The sequence below is a fragment of the Candidatus Clostridium radicumherbarum genome (genome assembly GCF_045310525.1).
Taxonomy (GTDB): domain Bacteria; phylum Bacillota; class Clostridia; order Clostridiales; family Clostridiaceae; genus Clostridium_AT; species Clostridium_AT radicumherbarum.
Genome location: NZ_JBJHZY010000001.1, coordinates 995,658 through 1,013,748, shown reverse-complemented (window position 1 = coordinate 1,013,748; position 18,091 = coordinate 995,658). Strand labels below are relative to the sequence as shown.

The window sequence follows — 18,091 nt, the reverse complement described above, 5'->3', positions numbered from 1 at the left end:
AAACTTTAAAAATATATTGTGGTCATAAAGAATACTTTGTTATGTTATTGACAACCTTTCAGATATTTTTGCATAAAAAAATAAGGATTAACTTCTAAGAGTTAACCCTCATTATTAAATACATTTATTTTTTAAATCTTATAGTATATTTGTATTAAAGCCTCGACCATCTACCTCGGAAGCATCAAGTATTGAAATAATAGCATTATTATCTATTTTTAACACTCCAAATTTAAATGCTGGCAGTTTTGATACATGAACTATACAATATATTACTTTTCTTTCATTGCCTGCAAGTGACTTACCCTCTAATATAGCAGCTCCATGAAACTTGTAGTCTTCAATAAAATTGCATACTTCTTGCTCCTTATCAGTAATTATAAGCAATACCTTTTTCCTCGACAATCCATGTATGATTTTGTCTGTAACAAAACCAGATATATACATACTCATTAGTGTATATAAAGCTACTGGTATTCCATTTAACAACATTCCTAGAAATACTACTACACAATTTACAATAAACCCTAGCTGCCCAACATCGAAGCTGTCATATTTCTTTTTAACTAGCATTACTACAATATCCATGCCGCCTTCAGACCCATGATTTGCATAGGCTAAGCCGTGGCCAGTACCTGTTAATATTCCTCCATAAACGCAAAGCAAGAGCGTGTCATGGCCTGATATTATACTTGTTAAGTTTTGTGTAAGCACTAGAAATAATGACAAGGAAAGAGTTCCAAGAGTGCTGTAAAAAGTAAACCTTTTACTTAACATCTTGTAACTTAGCAGAAGTAATGGAATATTGCCTATGAGCACAGTGTATCCAGCAGGAATTTTTAGGGCATACTGTACCAAAATTGCTATACCTGACAGTCCAGCACTAAATAATTTTGCATTTATTAAAAACATATTTACGCCAATTGAGGCAATGAAACATCCTGCAATAACTAAGGCTGCATATTTTATATTTTGTCTATTAAATATTTCACTTTTCAGCATAATAGTACCCTTAAAATTAAATAATTTCTTTTTAATTTATATGAACTTAAGCACTTGCATCAATGTAACTAACTATTTTTTCACATATCTCATGAGTGATTAGTGAATCATCAATAGATGGAGCTGGGGTCTTATTATTTTTTACACAATCTATAAAATGATCTACTATTTGATAGAAACCACGTTTATAAAGCGTTGGTTCCCAATCACCAAACTTTGTTATGTTTATCTCTTTATTGTGATAATGTGTTGTTTCAACAAGACTATTTACTATATATTTATCTTGGCCAGTCATGTATTCAATTATTTCTTCTGTAACGCCGCCATTTCTGTTCATGATGCCAATAGCGATGCAGCCTTCCCCCGCAAGCTGTATTACTAGGCTCTCAAGCATTTCACCATTCCTAAGACACTCAACTTTTACATCCTTAACCTCTGTATCCATTAAAAACCTAAGAGTATCTACCACATGTATAAAGTCTTCTACAATAAACCTTCTTGTATGATCTGGTAGAGAATATCTATTTTTCTGCATAATTATTATATTTGCTTTACCATGTTCTCTTAGCTCTTTCACCCTTGGTATAAATCTTCTGTTAAAGCCCACCATTGCAATTTTACCGCTTTTCTTTGCAAGCTTCACAATTCTTAGTGTTTCATCAAAATTCATAGATAGAGGCTTATCTATATAAGTATTTATACCATTTATAAGCAGCTTTTCAGCTACTTCAAAATGAGCATCTGTAGCAGTACTTACAAATGCAGCATCTATTCCTATAGCTATGAGTTCATCTATAGTTCTAGCTGTCTCTGGAATTCTATACTTTTTTGATATTCTATTTAAAGTATCTGTATTCCTTGTGCACAGTACCAGGTCTATACCTTCCTTTTCAGAAAGTACGGGTAAATAAGCTTTATTAGCAATGTCACCTAAGCCAATAATTCCAATTTTCATTTCAATCCCTCTTATTATATTTAATATTATTCTTTCCCTTTTAGTATCAGCTAAAGCAATATTTTTCTCTTTTATACATAAAATTATATCATGCACTACATATAAAGGTCACCAATTTTTATACATGCGTGAAATAATTTAAGGTTTTTCCTTTTCCTTTTCATCCATTTTTACAAACATATGGATAGATTATGTGATTAATGTTTATAATACCAATAATGAAATTACTATTAAATCTTATGATTGATAACATGAGGTGATTTTTATGCGAATACCTAAGCATATTGGTATTATCCCAGATGGAAATAGAAGATGGGCAGCTTCAAATGGAATGAATAAAGAACAGGGGTATGCCTCTGGATTAGACCCAGGATTAGCTCTTTTTAAGCTATGTGAACAAATAGGTGTTAAGGAAATAACTTATTATGGTTTTACAATAGATAATAACAAGAGGCCATTAATTCAAAGAAAATCTTTTACCAGTGCCTGTGTTAATGCTGTTAAAATGCTTGCTAAGGAAAACGCTTCATTACTGGTAATAGGAAACAGCGAATCTCCCATGTTTCCAAAGGAATTGACTAGTTACACCAAAAGGCAAACCTTTGGCACTGGCAAAATGAAGGTGAATTTTCTAGTTAATTATGGATGGGAATGGGACTTATGCAATCTGAAGACGGCTGGCAATAATAAGATGAATGTAATTAATAACATAAAATCCTCAGATATATCAAGAATTGATTTAATTATTCGCTGGGGAGGCCGAAGGAGATTAAGCGGGTTTTTACCAGTGCAATCAATTTACGCTGATTTTTATGTGATAGACGAGTATTGGCCAGACTTTGAGCCAAGTCACTTCTATCAAGCATTAGAGTGGTATAATAAACAGGACATAACCCTCGGTGGTTAAATGCATTAATGGAAGCAAAAATAACTACATGCCTTAAAATATGAGACATGTAGAAATAGTATAAAAATAGTTATTTCAATTTAAAATGCGCAGGAAATTTTATATGAAAAATCTTTTCGAATAGTTTTAAATGTACATAGATTGGAGCTGTATACCTTTTATAATTAGTAATACTTATAATTAAAGCCAAACCTGATAGAACTATTGCACCGCCAAGAATCTTGTTAATAATGGACATTTTTTTAAAGCTTAAATGTTCATGAAACCTTCCTGCTAAGAGTACAAGAATAATCCACCATATAAGACTTCCACAAAATACACCTAATATTAAAATAATTCTTTGATACACACCATGACCAATATTTTTTGAACCATACCCCGTAAATACAAAAAGAAAAGAAAATACTGTAGATGGATTTGCAAATGCAAGCAAAAAAGTTGACATAAAATTCTTAGCTAATGTCTTGCTAGTTGGTATCTCATTTATCTCTTCTTTTTTTGATAAAATACCATGAAGGCCAAAAAGTACTAAAATTAAGCCACCAAATATGCGAAAATAATGCTGATATCTTGCGATGAACTTAGCAATTACAGTAATACCCATGGCAGCAATGGTTGCATATATAGAATCTGCCATGCAGGAACCTAAGCCTGCGGCAATCCCGAAGGCTGCACCATTAGCAAGTGTGGTCCTAAGGCACAGTGCTCCAATTGGTCCAAGTGGCATACCAGTTATTAAACCTATAATTATTCCTTTGAAAAAGAGCTTTAACATTAGCTTTCCTCCAGTTTTTGTGTTCAGTATATTTGAGTACATTATAATTATAAAATTCCTAAATTCTAAAACGATTATTCATAATGTATAATTCTATTCAGTAAATTCTCGATTATCTATCTCATAGATTTAATTAAGGTACTTATTAATGGAATTATTATGTTCAAATGGTATAATAGATATAGTTTAAATGAAAATAATGGAGGTTGCAAGCCTGTCCATACAAGTAATTTTAACTTATGATTATGGAAAAGATAAAATAGATTTAAAGTCCCTATTAATTTAGTAAACTTAAAAAAAGGATATTAGTACAGCGTGTTTGCACTAATATCCTTCTTAATTTTTTTAATGATATCTAATGTATAATAAGCTCATCAATTTAAAATCAGAATAGTCATGATAAACGGCAAAATGATTTTACTTACTATAGATAATTTTACCTTCACTAATAGTTAAGCTTACATCCATGTCTTCGTCAAATATTACTAAGTCAGCATCTTTACCTATTTTAATACTTCCTTTTGTTTTATCTGCATCAATTAGTTTTGCTGGGTTTAAGCTTGCTAAAGCAACAGCTTCATAAATTTTAAGATTAGTATACTTAAGAATATTTAAAACTGCTTTATTTAAGGTTAAAATACTTCCTGCTAAAGTTCCATCTTCAAGTCTTGCAGAATTGTTTTTAACTATTACCTTCTGGCCTCCAAGCTCCCAATCTCCATCCTTCATACAGCCGGCTCTCATGGAATCAGTAATAAGAATCATTTTGTCCTTACCCTTAGCATTTAGCATAATTTGAAAAATTTCTGGATGAAGATGTATAGTATCCGCAATTATTTCAAAGGTTACATTGCTTCTAAGCACTGCACCTACAACTCCCAGCTTTCTATGTCCAAAAGGTGTCATAGCGTTGAAGGTATGGGTTGCATGGCTTATACCATATCTTACTGCTTCCATTGCAGTTTCAAAATCTGAATTTGTGTGTCCCATGGACAAAACAATATCTGTATCTTTTTTTACTTCTTTAATAAATTTAAACTCATGATCCTCTTCTGGCGCCATAGTAATTATTTTTATTAAATCCACATAGTCCTTTATAAATTCAAAATCCGGCTTAATTATATAGTCTTTCTGCTGAGCACCCTTATATTTTTCACATATAAAAGGGCCTTCCATGTGTGCACCAAGAATTTTTGCACCATTTATGGTTTCCTTCTTGGCAAGCTTTATTGTATCTAATGCCTCGTATATTTTTTCCTTTGACATAGTCATGGTAGTAGGCAGGAATCCAGTAACTCCATTTTGCGCTATGGTTTCACTAATTGTTTTCAGTGCTGAAATCTCACCGTCCATAGTGTCCTTTCCTCCAGAGCCGTGAATATGAACGTCTATAAATCCAGGAGAAACATACTTCCCTTCAGCATCTATAATTTTTGAAACTTTATTAGATAGTTCTTGTTTGTTGAAACATTCTTCATCTAATATGTCTACTATTTTATCATTGAAAATTAGGACCTTATTCTCTAAAACTTGGTCTTCTAAAATAATTTTACCATTTTTTATACAAATTAAATTTTCATCCATAAGTAATTACCACCTTTATTGTTTATTTTATGGTATAACCGTAGTTCTTCTACATTTTTATTATATCATACTTAAAAAAGCTTTAAGTAATTTAATTTTACTCTAAACCTTCAAAGATAATTTTCATATTTAGTTAGTGGGCTAATGAGTATTATGATAATTGTAAAAATAACCTCGCAAGTAATTTTACTTGTCGAGGTTATTTTAATTTTATAACATCAGTTTATTTTTATTTACATAATTTCTTAAACTCGTCTGCTACAAATTGTACTTGTGTTCCTACTATAACCTGAATACTGTTTTTACCAGGTCTGATTACACCAGCAATGCCAGCAGACTTTATAACTTTTTCATTTACAGCTGCCTGGTCTTTAATTGTTAAACGTAATCTAGTTACACAGTTGTCTATTGATGTTACGTTTTCTTTTCCTCCAACACCTTGTAATATAATAGATGCTACTTGAGTAAAGTCATTGTTTGCAAGCACTACATTTTCTTCATCATCTGTATCATCTTCTCTACCAGGTGTCTTTAAATTCCATTTTGTAATTGCAAAACGGAATACTACATAGTAAATTACTCCAAATACTAAACCTACTAGTATTAACATTAATGGATTTTGAGCCATTGGAGCCTTAAAGCTTAGGAACCAATCAACGAAACCTGCACTAAAGTTAAAGCCAGCTCTTATTGGTAATAGTGTACATACAGCTGCAGAAATACCAGTTAAAATTGCATGTATTAAATATAAAGGTGGAGCTAAGAACATAAATGCAAATTCTAATGGTTCTGTAACACCAGTAAAGAATGATGATAATGCACCAGCCATTAATAAGCCATATACTACTTTCTTCTTCTTGTCTTTTGCAGTATGATACATAGCTAATGCAGCTGCTGGAAGACCAAACATCATTACAGGGAAGAATCCAGTCATATACATACCAGTTACTCCTAGAGTTCCTTTACCTGACCAGAAATTACCTAGGTCATTAACTCCAGCAACATCAAACCAGAATACTGAGTTAAGTGCGTGATGAAGACCAGTTGGTATTAGTAATCTATTCAGGAATGCATAGATACCTGCTCCAATAGCACCAGTTGATACTATTGATTTACCGAAAGTTACAAGTCCTTCGTAAACTACAGGCCATATAAAGAATAATATAAGGGCTGCTAAAATTGACATTCCTGCTGTTACTATAGCAACAGATCTTTTACCGCTAAAGAAACCTAATGCATCTGGTAATTTAGTGCGTTTAAACTTGTTGTAGCAATAAGCACCAATCAAGCCTGCTGTAATACCGATGAATTGAGTTTGAGTTTTAGCAAATGCTGGATCAACTAATTTAACATCAACGTGTTTAAACATTGCAACTACAGCTGGAGATAGTAATGTTGTGATCATAAGCCAGGATACAAGACCAGCGAGTCCAGCTGTACCGTCATTGTCATCTGACATGCCCACAGCTACACCAATTGCAAATAAGATTCCCATGTTGTCAATTAGTGAGCCACCTGCTTTTAATAAGAAAGCAGATACTACACTGTTTGCTCCCCATCCAGTAGGGTCTATCCAATAACCAATACCCATTAATATACTAGCAACAGGTAATACAGCTACTGGAAGCATTAATGATTTTCCTAGTCTTTGTAGAAATTTCATCATAATAAGGTTCCCCCTCCATATAATTATTTATTTTAAGGATTATTACATCCTTAAATACAGTTTTATTTTATTAATAGAAATAAAAAAAGCTGAAAAGGACAAATAATTCGTTATCCTTTTCAGCTAATGCCCAAATTTAATCGGTTACACGCTTGAAAACATTTTCTATTTTTTATACTCTTATACTAACCTATATTTTGCTTTTAATCAATACCTTTTTAAAAAATTTTTAATAAACTTTTAAATTTTCTTAAATTATTGACACTAATAATTTAAAAGAATATAATAAAAAATGTAAATATGTTACTGTTAAATCAGGCATGAGTTTACTGTTATAGAAAACTTATGTCTTTTTTTATTTGTTATAATTATTCAATAAAATAAAGTGACGAAAGGATGTGAATATTCCTTATTAACAGGAATATGTTATGTTTAATTTTTTAAAAAAGAATTCAACCAAAGAAGTAAATTTAGTTGCGCCAGTAAGCGGTAAAACAATAGATTTATCTAAAGTACCAGATCCTGTATTTTCTGAAAGATTAGCTGGTGATGGAATTGCTATAGAACCAACTGGGGATATAATAGTTGCCCCTTGTGATGGAGAATTAACCTTAGTGTTTAAAACTCTGCATGCTTTTGGATTAACACTTGAAAATGGAGTTGAGCTATTAGTTCATATAGGAATTGATACCGTATCTCTAAATGGGGAAGGCTTCCAGCAATTAGCTGAGGCTGGTACAAAGGTTAAAGCAGGAACACCTATTATAAAATTAAATAGAGACGTTATTTTAGGTAAAGGCTATTCATTAATCACTCCAGTATTAATTACTAATATGGATTTAATAAAAGATTTAAATACAAATCTTGATAAGGATGTCACCGCTGGAAAAGATGAAATTATAAGTTTCAGCCTATAAAAATATTAAACTTCAATAAAAAACAGCTAGCAAATTCACCCCAAAATTTGCTAGCTGTTTTTATATTATTCATTATTTTTCAAGTGTTGCCAATCTTAGTCTTTCAATATGCATAGCTAGATAAGCTATTTCATCTTCTGAAACCTCTTTCTCTAATTGTTCAGTTAAGATTTTTGAAATATTCTTCGCTATTTTATAAGCTAGCTTATACTTTGATCTTATTTCTTTAATAAAATCATTTTTTATAGCTATATTTATTAATATTCTTTTAATTGCAAACCTTAAATGAGTTAAAAATCTGGCATAATCTAAAGTAGTTTTGTCTATATTTACCTTGATTTCTTTCTCTATTTGTTCAACAATAGAATTTATTAAATAAGTGCTCTTTATTGTATTAGACAGCTTTCCGCTATTTCTTGCAGAATGAATATGTAGAGCTATAAATCCAATTTCACCCTCAGGAATATTAACCTTAATTTCCTTTTGCATTATCTCTGAAACTTTTTCAGCCAAGGCATATTCTCTTGAATAGAGGGCTTTTATCTCCATAATAAATGGATTTTCTATGATCTCATCATTTGCCAGTCTTTTTATTGCAAAATCTAAATGATCAACCAAGGCAATATGGATTCTCTCATCCAAATCTTCATTTAACTCATTTGCAATAAAAGTTATCATTTTCTCACATAACATTAAAAACTCTTCATCAACAGTTTCTATTACCTGCTCAAAATTCCTTAAGTTATCTTCATCTTCAATAACAAATACTTTTTCGTATTCAGTACCTTTGGGAAGTTTATCTCCAGGCTTTTTTCCAAAGCCAATACCTTTCCCAAAAAGTATTTTTTCTACACCATTCATTTGTATTGAAACTATATTATTATTAAAAGATTTTACAATGTCAGCTGAATCAGTAGTGATTCTCATATTCTCACCCTTTTTATTTTATGATTTTAAAAATAATGCCCCTTATTATATAAATAATACCTTAGTAGCAGCACTATTGTAAAGGTGCAATTCCAAATATATACATAAAGATCACTTTTACATGTGAAGTGAAATAAGAGAATCATTTCTGTATTTAATCCAATATTATATGGCAGTATCCCCCGGGGTTCTTTTTCAAGTACTTTTGATGATACTCCTCTGCTTTATAAAAATTTTCTAAGGGCTTAATCTCAGTTACAATTTTTTTATCATACTTTAACTGTTCTTTTTCCTTACTTTTTATTGTAGATTCCTTATCTAATTCATCTATATAGTAAATTCCTGTTCTATATTGACTTCCAAGGTCTGGTCCCTGTCTATTTAAAGTAGTTGGATCAATTACACTCCAGAATTTTTCTAAAAGCTTTTCTAATTTCAGCTCTTTTTCATCATACCTAATATAGCATGCCTCAGCATAACCTGTATTCTTATAGCATACATCCTCGTAGCTTGGATTTGGAGTTCTTCCATTTGCATATCCCACTTCTGTTTCTAAAACTCCTTCTATTCTAGAAAGGAATTCTTCAATTCCCCAAAAACAGCCTCCTGCCAAAACTATCTCCTTCATTAGCTATCACACTCCTTTATTTAATTTTTCTATTAAGCTATCAAAGGGTACTATTATTATTGACTTAGGAATCCAAATTTAATATTTATTATTTTGAAATATAAGCAAACAATATTTAATAATTAGATACTACCATAACTTTCTTCATGATATTACTATTTTTCTTATTTTAAATTTATTTAAGTTAAATCCTTAGGAGAAATATGACTATAATAATGTTATAGGAGTGTGATAAAATGCGATTATTTATAGCCATCGACTTTGAGAAAAATATAAAAGCTTACCTTGAAAATATAGAAATTGAATTGAAGAACTATTGCATTAAAGGGTCATTTACAAATATAGATAACTTTCATATAACATTAGCTTTTCTTGGAGAACTAGGAGAATTAAATGTTCCTAGGGTAATTAACGCCATGGAAAATTTGGCTTCAAAATTTACTCCCTTCGTCCTTACAATTGATAAACTAGGAAACTTTAATAAAGGTAATTCTAATATATTATGGGTTGGAACAAAATATAGTGAAAAGCTGGGAAGTCTTCATAAAAAATTATGCTTTAACCTTAAAAATCAAGGTATAACCTATGATGAAAAGCCACTTAAGCCCCATATAACTATTGGTAGGCAAGTTATATTAAATAAAGAAATAGTTGAAATAGCAACCTCACTTAATTTAGATCACCAAATGGAGATTCCAGTAAATAGTATCACATTGATGGAAAGTAAAAGGATAAATGGGAAGTTAACTTATGTCCCACTAAAAGTGGTAAGCCTAAAGTAATAAGAGTACAATTATTATTTTAAAATATTTTTGATATATTTCCACAAAATATACAATAATGATATTCATTTGTATATTACATTACATATAATAATATAAACTTAATTAAGGGGGATTATTGTGCTATATTTTTGTCCTTATAATGGTGAATTATTTGAAGGCTTAGGTAATTACAATATCAATTATAATTGGTATTATGATTCATTGCACTATAGAGCTAATGAAACTGATAAAACAATTATCGATCTATGGAATACAGTCTCAGCTCCACCTGCTCCAGAGCTTAAATCAGTTTCAGTTGATCCTAAAGCTAGTGCACTACTAATATTAGATATGGAGACCACTATATGTAAAAATCCTCGCTGCACCGCATCAATATCTAATATCAATAAATTACTTATACAAGCACGTAAAAATAATATGTTGGTTGTCTATAGTCTTACTCATATAGGAAATCCACAGGATATTACAAAGCAATTAGCTCCTATGCCTGGTGATCCTATTGTGAAATCAAATGTAGATAAGTTTTATGAAACAAATTTAGAAGAAATACTTCACAAGAAAGGCATAAGAACTGTTATAGCTACAGGCTTTGCAGCTAATGGTGCAGTACTGCACACAGCCACTAGTGCCGCCTTCCGTGGTTTCAATGTTATTGTTCCAGTTGACTGCATGTCTACTGCAAATATTCTATACTCTGAGCAATATACTGCTTGGCATATGCTTAATAGTCCAGGAACTAGAGATAAGGCAGTGTTAAGTAAAGTTAATTTAATTAATTTTTTACTTTAGTTATACTTTATGATGAATATAGAGAAAACTGATAAAATTAAATTGAATTATAAATTATAAAAAATTTAAACCACCAATTAGATTTTATAACTAATTGGTGGTCAACCAAACCCTGCTCTTATCACTGCTTCTTTATGACAGCTGCTCCTAAATCTACCGTTAAGCTGCTAGTTTATTGTAATTATTTATAGTTACTGCTATTTAATGATGTAGGAATTATAATTTGGTGAATCTTCACCAACTACTCTATCCAGTTTCCAGGAATAGCCCTTAGAGCTGTCATACACAAGGAAATACACAGTCACAACATTAGTAGTTTTTGTATTACTACCGTCTTTATAAGTTATTGTACCATAGGCATATTTTGCATTTTCAATTCCTTTTGGTGAGGCTACTTTACTTGTTTTAAAGGTTTGGGCTTCGTCTGCAGTTATTACATGATTATCAGAAAACCATAAAAATACATTTGCGCCTTCAATTTTTGCATTTACAATACTTGATATAATATAATCTTTAGATATGTCTGAGATTGTAACATTGTCAGCTGTTGTTTTTGATTTTTTTAACAGTTTTATTTTATCAAAGGATAATTCATAGGAATAATCTGTTGATAAAACCAATATTACCGCCCCTGCTGTATTTTGTCTTTTAACTGTTACATTTAAAGCTCTGCTTTGTGCATCAAAGCTTTTATCTGTTATATCCATGCTTTTAGTAAAACTGTCATTTATATAAAAGCTCTTTCCTCCAAAAACATTTGGATTGCTTACAGTTTGATCTAAAGGTTCCTTTTTAATTTGCTCAAGTAATTTATCCTGAGAAAAAGTCGGTGATAATTGTAAGACAAAATCATCACTGCTGTTTCTTTCAATGCCAGTTATTGACCAAGCTTCATTTTCAAAATTAAGAGAGCACTTTATTTTTCCTGATGCTGCTATAAGTCCGCTGTCAATACCTGCATCAATAAGTACCGTTTCTTTTAAATTATCAAAATCCGGTGTTCTTGACGCTATTTTAAGTGTTTTCACATCTGCTTCATTTAGTACTTTTGTAGTATCACCGATGCTTATACTTAATTTCTTAACTCCCTCAATTATTTGATTTTCATCCATTCCAATGACAGGTTTCACAGAAGTATCTCCTGCAAGGCTTGGTTTATTATTTATAATCCAATTTTTATTCTCGTCTAATATATATTGCATTGACAAAAAAGTCTTTACCTCAATAATACCATTGTTTAAGGTAACAGCTGCTTTAATATCATCTTTTTTCTCGGTCTTATTTGTATTTCTCAGAGCAATACTAAAACTTTTTATATAACCTTTTTTTATTTCAAAACTTGTCCCCTTTGGAAGGGTTATTATTTTACCTATAAGATCAGATTGTATTTTTGAATCATCTACAACTCTGCCTGAAAAATATGTATATCCAACACCAATTGCTGCCATAAAAAGTATTACGGTAATTATAGGTATAACCACTTTTAAATTCTTAAAAGGTTTTTTTACTACTTCAATTGCCTTTTCTCTTTTATACTTATTAATTTGTTCCTTAGTTATAATCGGCATTTTGGCTGTATCATGTATACCTTTTGCAGCAGTTTCTTCGTTAGCTTTTTCAGTAAGTTTTTGAGTTTTTAAATCAGCAGCTTCTTCAAGCATAGTTCCGCAATAAGGACAGAATTTTAAGCCATTTATATTATCGAATTCACTTTTGCAGCTGTCACAAATCATTTCTTACCTCCAAGTATTAGCATTTATATATATAAATTTGTAGTTTTTACTCAAGTTTATAGGAATATTGTAACATATTGCCTAAGGAATTGAGAATAGTAAGTTTTTAAATTTATATTGGTTAAAATTACTAGTATTATTAGCTTTATATTGGTTAAGATAATATCAGAAGTAAATAAAGATTATAACAAAGTATATAGATGCTTTTACTGCAGCTATATATGGGAGCAATTAAAGCTGAATGTAGCTGCAATTGTTTAAATTCTATATAGTTAGGAAAAGTATTATTATGGTCGATGCTAAAGCTTTTATCATAATAATATTCCAACTTATTGTATAGAGTTGAGATAACATCATATAAGGTGTTGTAATGATGTATTGTAGCCGTGAGGTTATAACATGTCGTGTAAATATTTTATATGGTGGAGCAAACCATTATTATAAGTAGTGATTTGTGTGTATATGGTCGAAAGATTATATACATATGATAAATTATTTATATTAGTGCTAGCATAATCTTTATTTACTTTTTTTCTTTTTTTGTAGTAGTATCTAAGCCATTATTTAAATTTATTTATAATAAAACTTGCAGAAATTATGTAAAAAATAAAGCAGCTTAAAAACTGCTAAATTAATAAAATTTATTTTAATAAGAAATTTTAAAAAAGCCTTTCGCTAATCAATATAAGTACTCAGTCATTTACTAATTTTTTAACTGCCTCTTCTTTTTGAAAAAGAATACATCCACCATCATGATCTCCAATGAGCATTCCTGATTCATCAAGTTTTATAAACAATGGAGACTTTAAGGCGTCTCTTAAGGTGCAGTCATTTAAGTTAGTGTCAGAATAGGGTGAGAATGGGCAAGGTTCTGCTGATCCGTCTACATTAATATGAAAAAAACCTCTCCCTGCTGCAAGACATCCACCTGAGTATTTTTCATCACCAGGAAAGGATAAAAAAATAGCATCTTCATATTGCCTTCTAAGTTTTTGCTGTTCTTCTTCCAGCACTTTCCGTTCTAAATCAGTTGGAGCAAGATGTTTTGTTGCTTCAGTAACTGGAACGTATTCTACAAAAATAAACGCTCTGCAGCCCTTGTTATATAGTTTTTCAAAAAAAGCTTTACTAGTTGCAATTATAACATTCTCAGTTGTTACTGTAACGGAGGCACCATATAAAATACCTTTTTTATTTAGTGTGTCCATTACATTCATTAAAACTTCATAGGTACCTTCTCCTCGCCTTTCATCAGTCTGTACCTTTTCGCCTTCTATACTAAGTATTGGAACAATATTTCTATTTTTATCAAATAACTCTATATATTCTTTCTGAAGCATAGTTCCATTAGTGAATATTGGGAACATTATTTCTTTTATTGCAGCTGCTTTTTCTATAACATCTCTTCTCATTAAAGGTTCTCCACCCGTAAGTAGTATAAAGGTAATGCCTAAATCTCTAGCTTCTTCAAATATGCTTTTCCACCTTTCGCTAGACAAATGCTCCTTTTTCAATCCTTCACCGCAAAAATTGTTTGCCCTAGCATAACAGCCTTTGCAAAATAAGTTACAATTACTTGTTATACTTGAAATCAAAAATGCAGGAACATTTTCTCCTCTACTTTTGAGGTTGTCCCTCCTCTTTATAGCTTCCTTGCTTGCTAAGGCGTATTTTAAAATAAATGCTGTTTCTTTTGGATTTGTAAGAGTTGCCTTAATTATGTCCTTTACAATATTTTCAATTTCTTTATTCATGTATTCAGATAAGTCAAATTTTACAGCCATTGAATCATCTCCTAAAAATATTCCATACTCCTATTGTATAAGAAATAAGTGCTAATGTGACGGTTTTAGTAAAAATTGAGTTTCAAAAGGCAATTTAAGAAGTTTATAAAATATTTTGTAACCACTTTATTATATTATTTAAAATTGAGATTATTATTGTGTCTGATAATTTTTTTATAATAGATTCAAAAGCAAGATATTCGAAATGAAGTGAAAATTTTTGACTTTTTATAAAACCAAACATATTATAAGATTATACACCGTATAATTTTATACTAAGTATAGTTAAATTTAAATTAGGAGTATTAAAGCTATGAATAGAAGGGAGCGTAAAAAGGAAGAAACCAGAAGCAGCATAATAGATACCGCTGTGCCCCTTTTCAAAGAAAAGGGTTTTAACCAAACCTCCATGGAGGAAATCGCCGAAAAATCCGATGTGTCAAAAGGTACCTTGTACAATTACTTTCCAGATAAAGAATCCATTCTGGTTGGATATTTTCAGTCTACTATTGTAAATTACGGCATAGGGATTAAAGAAGCTATTGCTGATTGCGAAGACTTAAAAACAAAACTTTATAGCCTGCTGGACTTTAATAAAATTATTATGGAAAAGGATAAGGAATTATCAACCGTCTACCTAAGATACAGGATGCAAACGCTTTTTAGCAGCGATCCCTTAGATAACCCAAATCGAAGCGGATTTGAAAATATAATGCTGGAGATAATTAGTGAAGCACAGGACAAAAGAGAAATTAGATCAGATATACCAGCAATAATAATTACAAGAACTTTTCAGCTTTTAACAGTTAACTATTTTCTTTCAAACATAAACGTAAAAGAGCCAATAGAAATGGATGTATTAAAGTCTCAGTTGATCGAGCTATTTTTAAACGGTACAAAGCTATAATTATCAGGGGGATGGAATAATCATGGAAAAAAAGTATACTCTATTCTTTGATGAAACAGATAAAAAAGATTTGCTTCTGGTAGGAGGGAAAGGTGCAAACTTAGGTGAAATGACTTGCGCAGGCTTCCCGGTACCCTATGGATTTTGCGTAACAACAGAAAGCTATAAAGAATTTATAGAATATAACAATCTGTTAGAATTTATAGCTTTAGTTATTAAAGATGCAAGTCTAGAGAATATAAACCAAATTGGTGAAAAAATTAGAGAGAAAATAAAACAGTCAGTAATACCTAAGCATATAGAGAAGGAAATAATAAAGTCAATTAATAAAACAGGAGCAGACAATTATTATGCGGTCAGGTCAAGCGCCACAGCTGAGGACTTAGCTTTTGCCTCCTTTGCAGGTCAGCAGGACACATATCTCAATATTAAGGGAGAAAAAGAACTTCTAGACTCCGTAGAAAACTGCTGGGCATCACTATTTACTAATCGAGCTATAATATACAGAATACAAAATAAGATTGAGCATGAAAAGGTTCATATGTCGGTTGTTGTTCAAAAAATGGTACTGCCTGATGTATCTGGAATCATGTTTACAGCCGATCCTATATCAGGCAGCAGAAAGATTATATCCATAGATGCAAGCTTCGGTCTGGGTGAAGCTCTTGTTTCAGGATTGGTATCACCGGATATATATAAATACAATAAAAGCAGTTCTCAAATTGAAAATAAAACAATTGCCGAGAAAAGAATAGCTATAATACCTGTTGAAGGTGGCGGTACCAAAAAGGTAGAATTAACAGCTGAAAAAGCCATAAGTCAAGTTCTGCAGGACTCACAGATAAAAAGCCTGGCTGAGTTAGGCATGGCAATAGAGAAGCACTACGGCAGCCCTCAGGATATAGAGTGGTGTCTTGAAAACGGAAAGCTTTATATAGTTCAAAGTCGTGCTATTACTTCCTTGTTCCCTCTACCGCAGCCTTTGCCAGAAGATGATGCTTTGCATGTTTATATATCATTTAACCATTTTCAGGTTATGACAGCTCCAATTTCACCACTTGGAATAGACATGCTTAGAATGATATTGCCTTTTGATAGAGAGGTAAGAAGCGGAGAAGAATATAAAATCGTAAAGTCTGCTGCAGGCAGGATATATCTTGATCTAAGCGATATTCTTCAATATAAAAAGCCTAAAGAGGTTATATCTTCATTTCTAAGTAATGCTGATGCCTTGATGTCTAAAGCTTTAGTAGAGTTGATAAGCCAGCCTGATTTTGAAACAAGAATTAAAAAGGACAACAACTCAGGAAAAGCATTAAGAAAATATTTTATACCCATAGTTTTTAAAGCTATGAAAAATATTATCTATAAAAAACCCGAGGGCACTGTGGAATTTATAGAACTCTATATAGACAAACGTGTAAAACAAACAACTGAAACAATTAATAAAGCAAAGCAAGGAATAGAAAAACTTGAAACAATATTTAAGACTGCTAGCTTTTATAATGACTTTCAGGTATTGCTACCAATAATGGCTCCAGCGATGTTAAGCTTTAAGGCTCTTGAAACTCTTGAACAAAAGCTGATAGGAACACGTAAATATACAGATATCATAGTTAAAGGTCTGGAGGGAAACATAACCACAGAAATGGGACTTTTGGTTGGTGACCTAGCTGACATTGTTAGAAACTCACCTGATTTAATAAGAGAATTTACCAGTGAAGATTATATAACATTATACGCCAGAATAAACAAATTAACCGGCAATGAAGAATTTAAGAAGAAATTTAATGCCTTCATGGATATTTACGATATGCGAGCCGCCGGTGAAATAGACATTGCTAAGGATAGGTGGATAGAGAACCCACAGCCTCTGGCAAAAGCAATTATGGCTATAGTTAATACCTCTGAGGAGGGAATTCACAGAAAAGAGTATAAGGAGACTATTGAGAGAGCTAAACAGGCTTCCTCTGAATTCATAAGAGAAGTGGAAGAAAAACACGGAAAAGTAAAAGGCAAAATAGCAAGACGTATGATAAGGTTGTTACGAAACTATATGCCAATTAGAGAGCATCCTAAATATTTGATAATGAAGTTTATTCTGACCTATAAGCAAGCCTTTTTAGAGGAAGCAAAAGTATTGGTTCAAAAAGGTCAACTTTTAGAGGTAAAGGATATATTCTATGTAAGCTTTTGGGAGCTTTATAATGCAGTTGAAAATAATGAGAGTCTTGTTAAACTTGTGAAGAACAGAAAAGAAGAATATGAGTATTTTAATAAACTAACCCCTCCTCGAGTGCTTACAAGCTATGGTGAAGAAATCAAAGCTGGCTATAAGAGAGATAACCTACCTGAAGGTGCGTTACCAGGTATGGCAGTTTCTTCAGGGGTAATTGAAGGTATAGCAAGGGTAATCACCGACCCCTCAAAGGCTACATTAAATAAAGGTGAAATTCTGGTTGCACCTTATACAGATCCAGGCTGGACACCCCTATTTATAAATGCATCTGGCCTTGTAATGGAAGTTGGAGGTTTGCTTACTCATGGTACTGTAGTTGCTAGGGAATATGGAATACCAGCTGTAGTAGGAATTACCGACGCCACAAAGAAAATCAAGACAGGCCAAAAGATAAGAGTTGACGGCAATTCAGGATTTGTCATAATAGTTTAAACTCTTAAATGTATTTTAAAATATCATTCAAGGGAACTCATAAAATGAATTCCCTTGAAAA

General features: G+C 31.6%; 15 protein-coding genes. 6 read left to right on the top strand and 9 right to left on the bottom strand.

Annotation, left to right across the window (positions count from 1 at the left end; all coding sequences use genetic code 11):
* Positions 1-138: 138 nt before the first annotated feature.
* Positions 139-1,002: a YitT family protein gene (locus ACJDUH_RS04930; RefSeq protein WP_406764043.1), complete on the bottom strand. Its 864-nt coding sequence runs from the start codon at positions 1,000-1,002 to the stop codon at positions 139-141.
* A gap of 46 nt (positions 1,003-1,048) precedes the next feature.
* Positions 1,049-1,957 carry a Gfo/Idh/MocA family protein gene (locus ACJDUH_RS04925; protein WP_406764042.1) on the bottom strand — a complete coding sequence of 303 codons (909 nt, stop codon included), beginning with the start codon at positions 1,955-1,957 and terminating at the stop codon, positions 1,049-1,051.
* A 265-nt stretch (positions 1,958-2,222) separates the two neighbouring features.
* Here ACJDUH_RS04925 and uppS point away from each other — a divergent pair, with 265 nt between their 5' ends.
* Entirely contained in the window at positions 2,223-2,864 is a 642-nt protein-coding gene (gene uppS, locus ACJDUH_RS04920; protein WP_406764041.1) for a polyprenyl diphosphate synthase, read from the top strand.
* A gap of 70 nt (positions 2,865-2,934) precedes the next feature.
* Here uppS and ACJDUH_RS04915 read toward each other — a convergent pair whose 3' ends face one another.
* The 3 genes from ACJDUH_RS04915 to nagE all read right to left on the bottom strand — a co-directional run bounded on the left by ACJDUH_RS04915 (position 2,935) and on the right by nagE (position 6,889).
* A complete protein-coding gene (locus ACJDUH_RS04915) occupies positions 2,935-3,639 on the bottom strand; it encodes a LysE family translocator (RefSeq protein WP_406764040.1) in 705 nt (234 codons plus the stop codon).
* A 417-nt stretch (positions 3,640-4,056) separates the two neighbouring features.
* Positions 4,057-5,223 carry an N-acetylglucosamine-6-phosphate deacetylase gene (gene nagA, locus ACJDUH_RS04910; protein ID WP_406764039.1) on the bottom strand — a complete coding sequence of 389 codons (1,167 nt, stop codon included), beginning with the start codon at positions 5,221-5,223 and terminating at the stop codon, positions 4,057-4,059.
* A gap of 229 nt (positions 5,224-5,452) precedes the next feature.
* Positions 5,453-6,889, bottom strand: a complete 1,437-nt coding sequence (gene nagE / locus ACJDUH_RS04905) for an N-acetylglucosamine-specific PTS transporter subunit IIBC (protein WP_406764038.1) — start codon at positions 6,887-6,889, stop codon at positions 5,453-5,455.
* 428 nt (positions 6,890-7,317) lie between these two features.
* On the opposite strand from nagE, the gene ACJDUH_RS04900 reads away from it, so the two are divergent.
* Complete coding sequence (locus ACJDUH_RS04900) at positions 7,318-7,806, top strand: PTS sugar transporter subunit IIA (protein ID WP_406764037.1); 489 nt, start codon at positions 7,318-7,320, stop codon at positions 7,804-7,806.
* A gap of 72 nt (positions 7,807-7,878) precedes the next feature.
* Here ACJDUH_RS04900 and glcT read toward each other — a convergent pair whose 3' ends face one another.
* Together glcT and msrA are read right to left on the bottom strand one after the other, a co-directional pair.
* On the bottom strand, positions 7,879-8,733 hold the full coding sequence (gene glcT / locus ACJDUH_RS04895) for a glucose PTS transporter transcription antiterminator GlcT (protein WP_406764036.1): 855 nt from the start codon (positions 8,731-8,733) through the stop codon (positions 7,879-7,881).
* 154 nt (positions 8,734-8,887) lie between these two features.
* Positions 8,888-9,361, bottom strand: a complete 474-nt coding sequence (gene msrA / locus ACJDUH_RS04890; RefSeq protein ID WP_406764035.1) for a peptide-methionine (S)-S-oxide reductase MsrA — start codon at positions 9,359-9,361, stop codon at positions 8,888-8,890.
* Between the two features lie 236 nt (positions 9,362-9,597).
* Here msrA and thpR point away from each other — a divergent pair, with 236 nt between their 5' ends.
* Positions 9,598-10,143, top strand: a complete 546-nt coding sequence (gene thpR, locus ACJDUH_RS04885) for an RNA 2',3'-cyclic phosphodiesterase (RefSeq protein WP_406764034.1) — start codon at positions 9,598-9,600, stop codon at positions 10,141-10,143.
* Positions 10,144-10,320: 177 nt separating this feature from the next.
* On the top strand, positions 10,321-10,935 hold the full coding sequence (locus ACJDUH_RS04880; protein ID WP_406765012.1) for a cysteine hydrolase family protein: 615 nt from the start codon (positions 10,321-10,323) through the stop codon (positions 10,933-10,935).
* A gap of 197 nt (positions 10,936-11,132) precedes the next feature.
* Here ACJDUH_RS04880 and ACJDUH_RS04875 read toward each other — a convergent pair whose 3' ends face one another.
* The gene (locus ACJDUH_RS04875; protein ID WP_406764033.1) at positions 11,133-12,668 is read right to left on the bottom strand and encodes a hypothetical protein; all 1,536 of its coding nucleotides are present in this window, start codon (positions 12,666-12,668) and stop codon (positions 11,133-11,135) included.
* A gap of 692 nt (positions 12,669-13,360) precedes the next feature.
* Positions 13,361-14,452: a radical SAM/SPASM domain-containing protein gene (locus ACJDUH_RS04870; RefSeq protein ID WP_406764032.1), complete on the bottom strand. Its 1,092-nt coding sequence runs from the start codon at positions 14,450-14,452 to the stop codon at positions 13,361-13,363.
* Between the two features lie 313 nt (positions 14,453-14,765).
* Here ACJDUH_RS04870 and ACJDUH_RS04865 point away from each other — a divergent pair, with 313 nt between their 5' ends.
* Both ACJDUH_RS04865 and ACJDUH_RS04860 read left to right on the top strand, forming a co-directional pair.
* Entirely contained in the window at positions 14,766-15,359 is a 594-nt protein-coding gene (locus ACJDUH_RS04865) for a TetR/AcrR family transcriptional regulator (RefSeq protein WP_406764031.1), read from the top strand.
* Positions 15,360-15,381: 22 nt separating this feature from the next.
* Entirely contained in the window at positions 15,382-18,030 is a 2,649-nt protein-coding gene (locus tag ACJDUH_RS04860) for a phosphoenolpyruvate synthase (RefSeq protein WP_406764030.1), read from the top strand.
* The last annotated feature ends 61 nt before the right edge of the window (positions 18,031-18,091 follow it).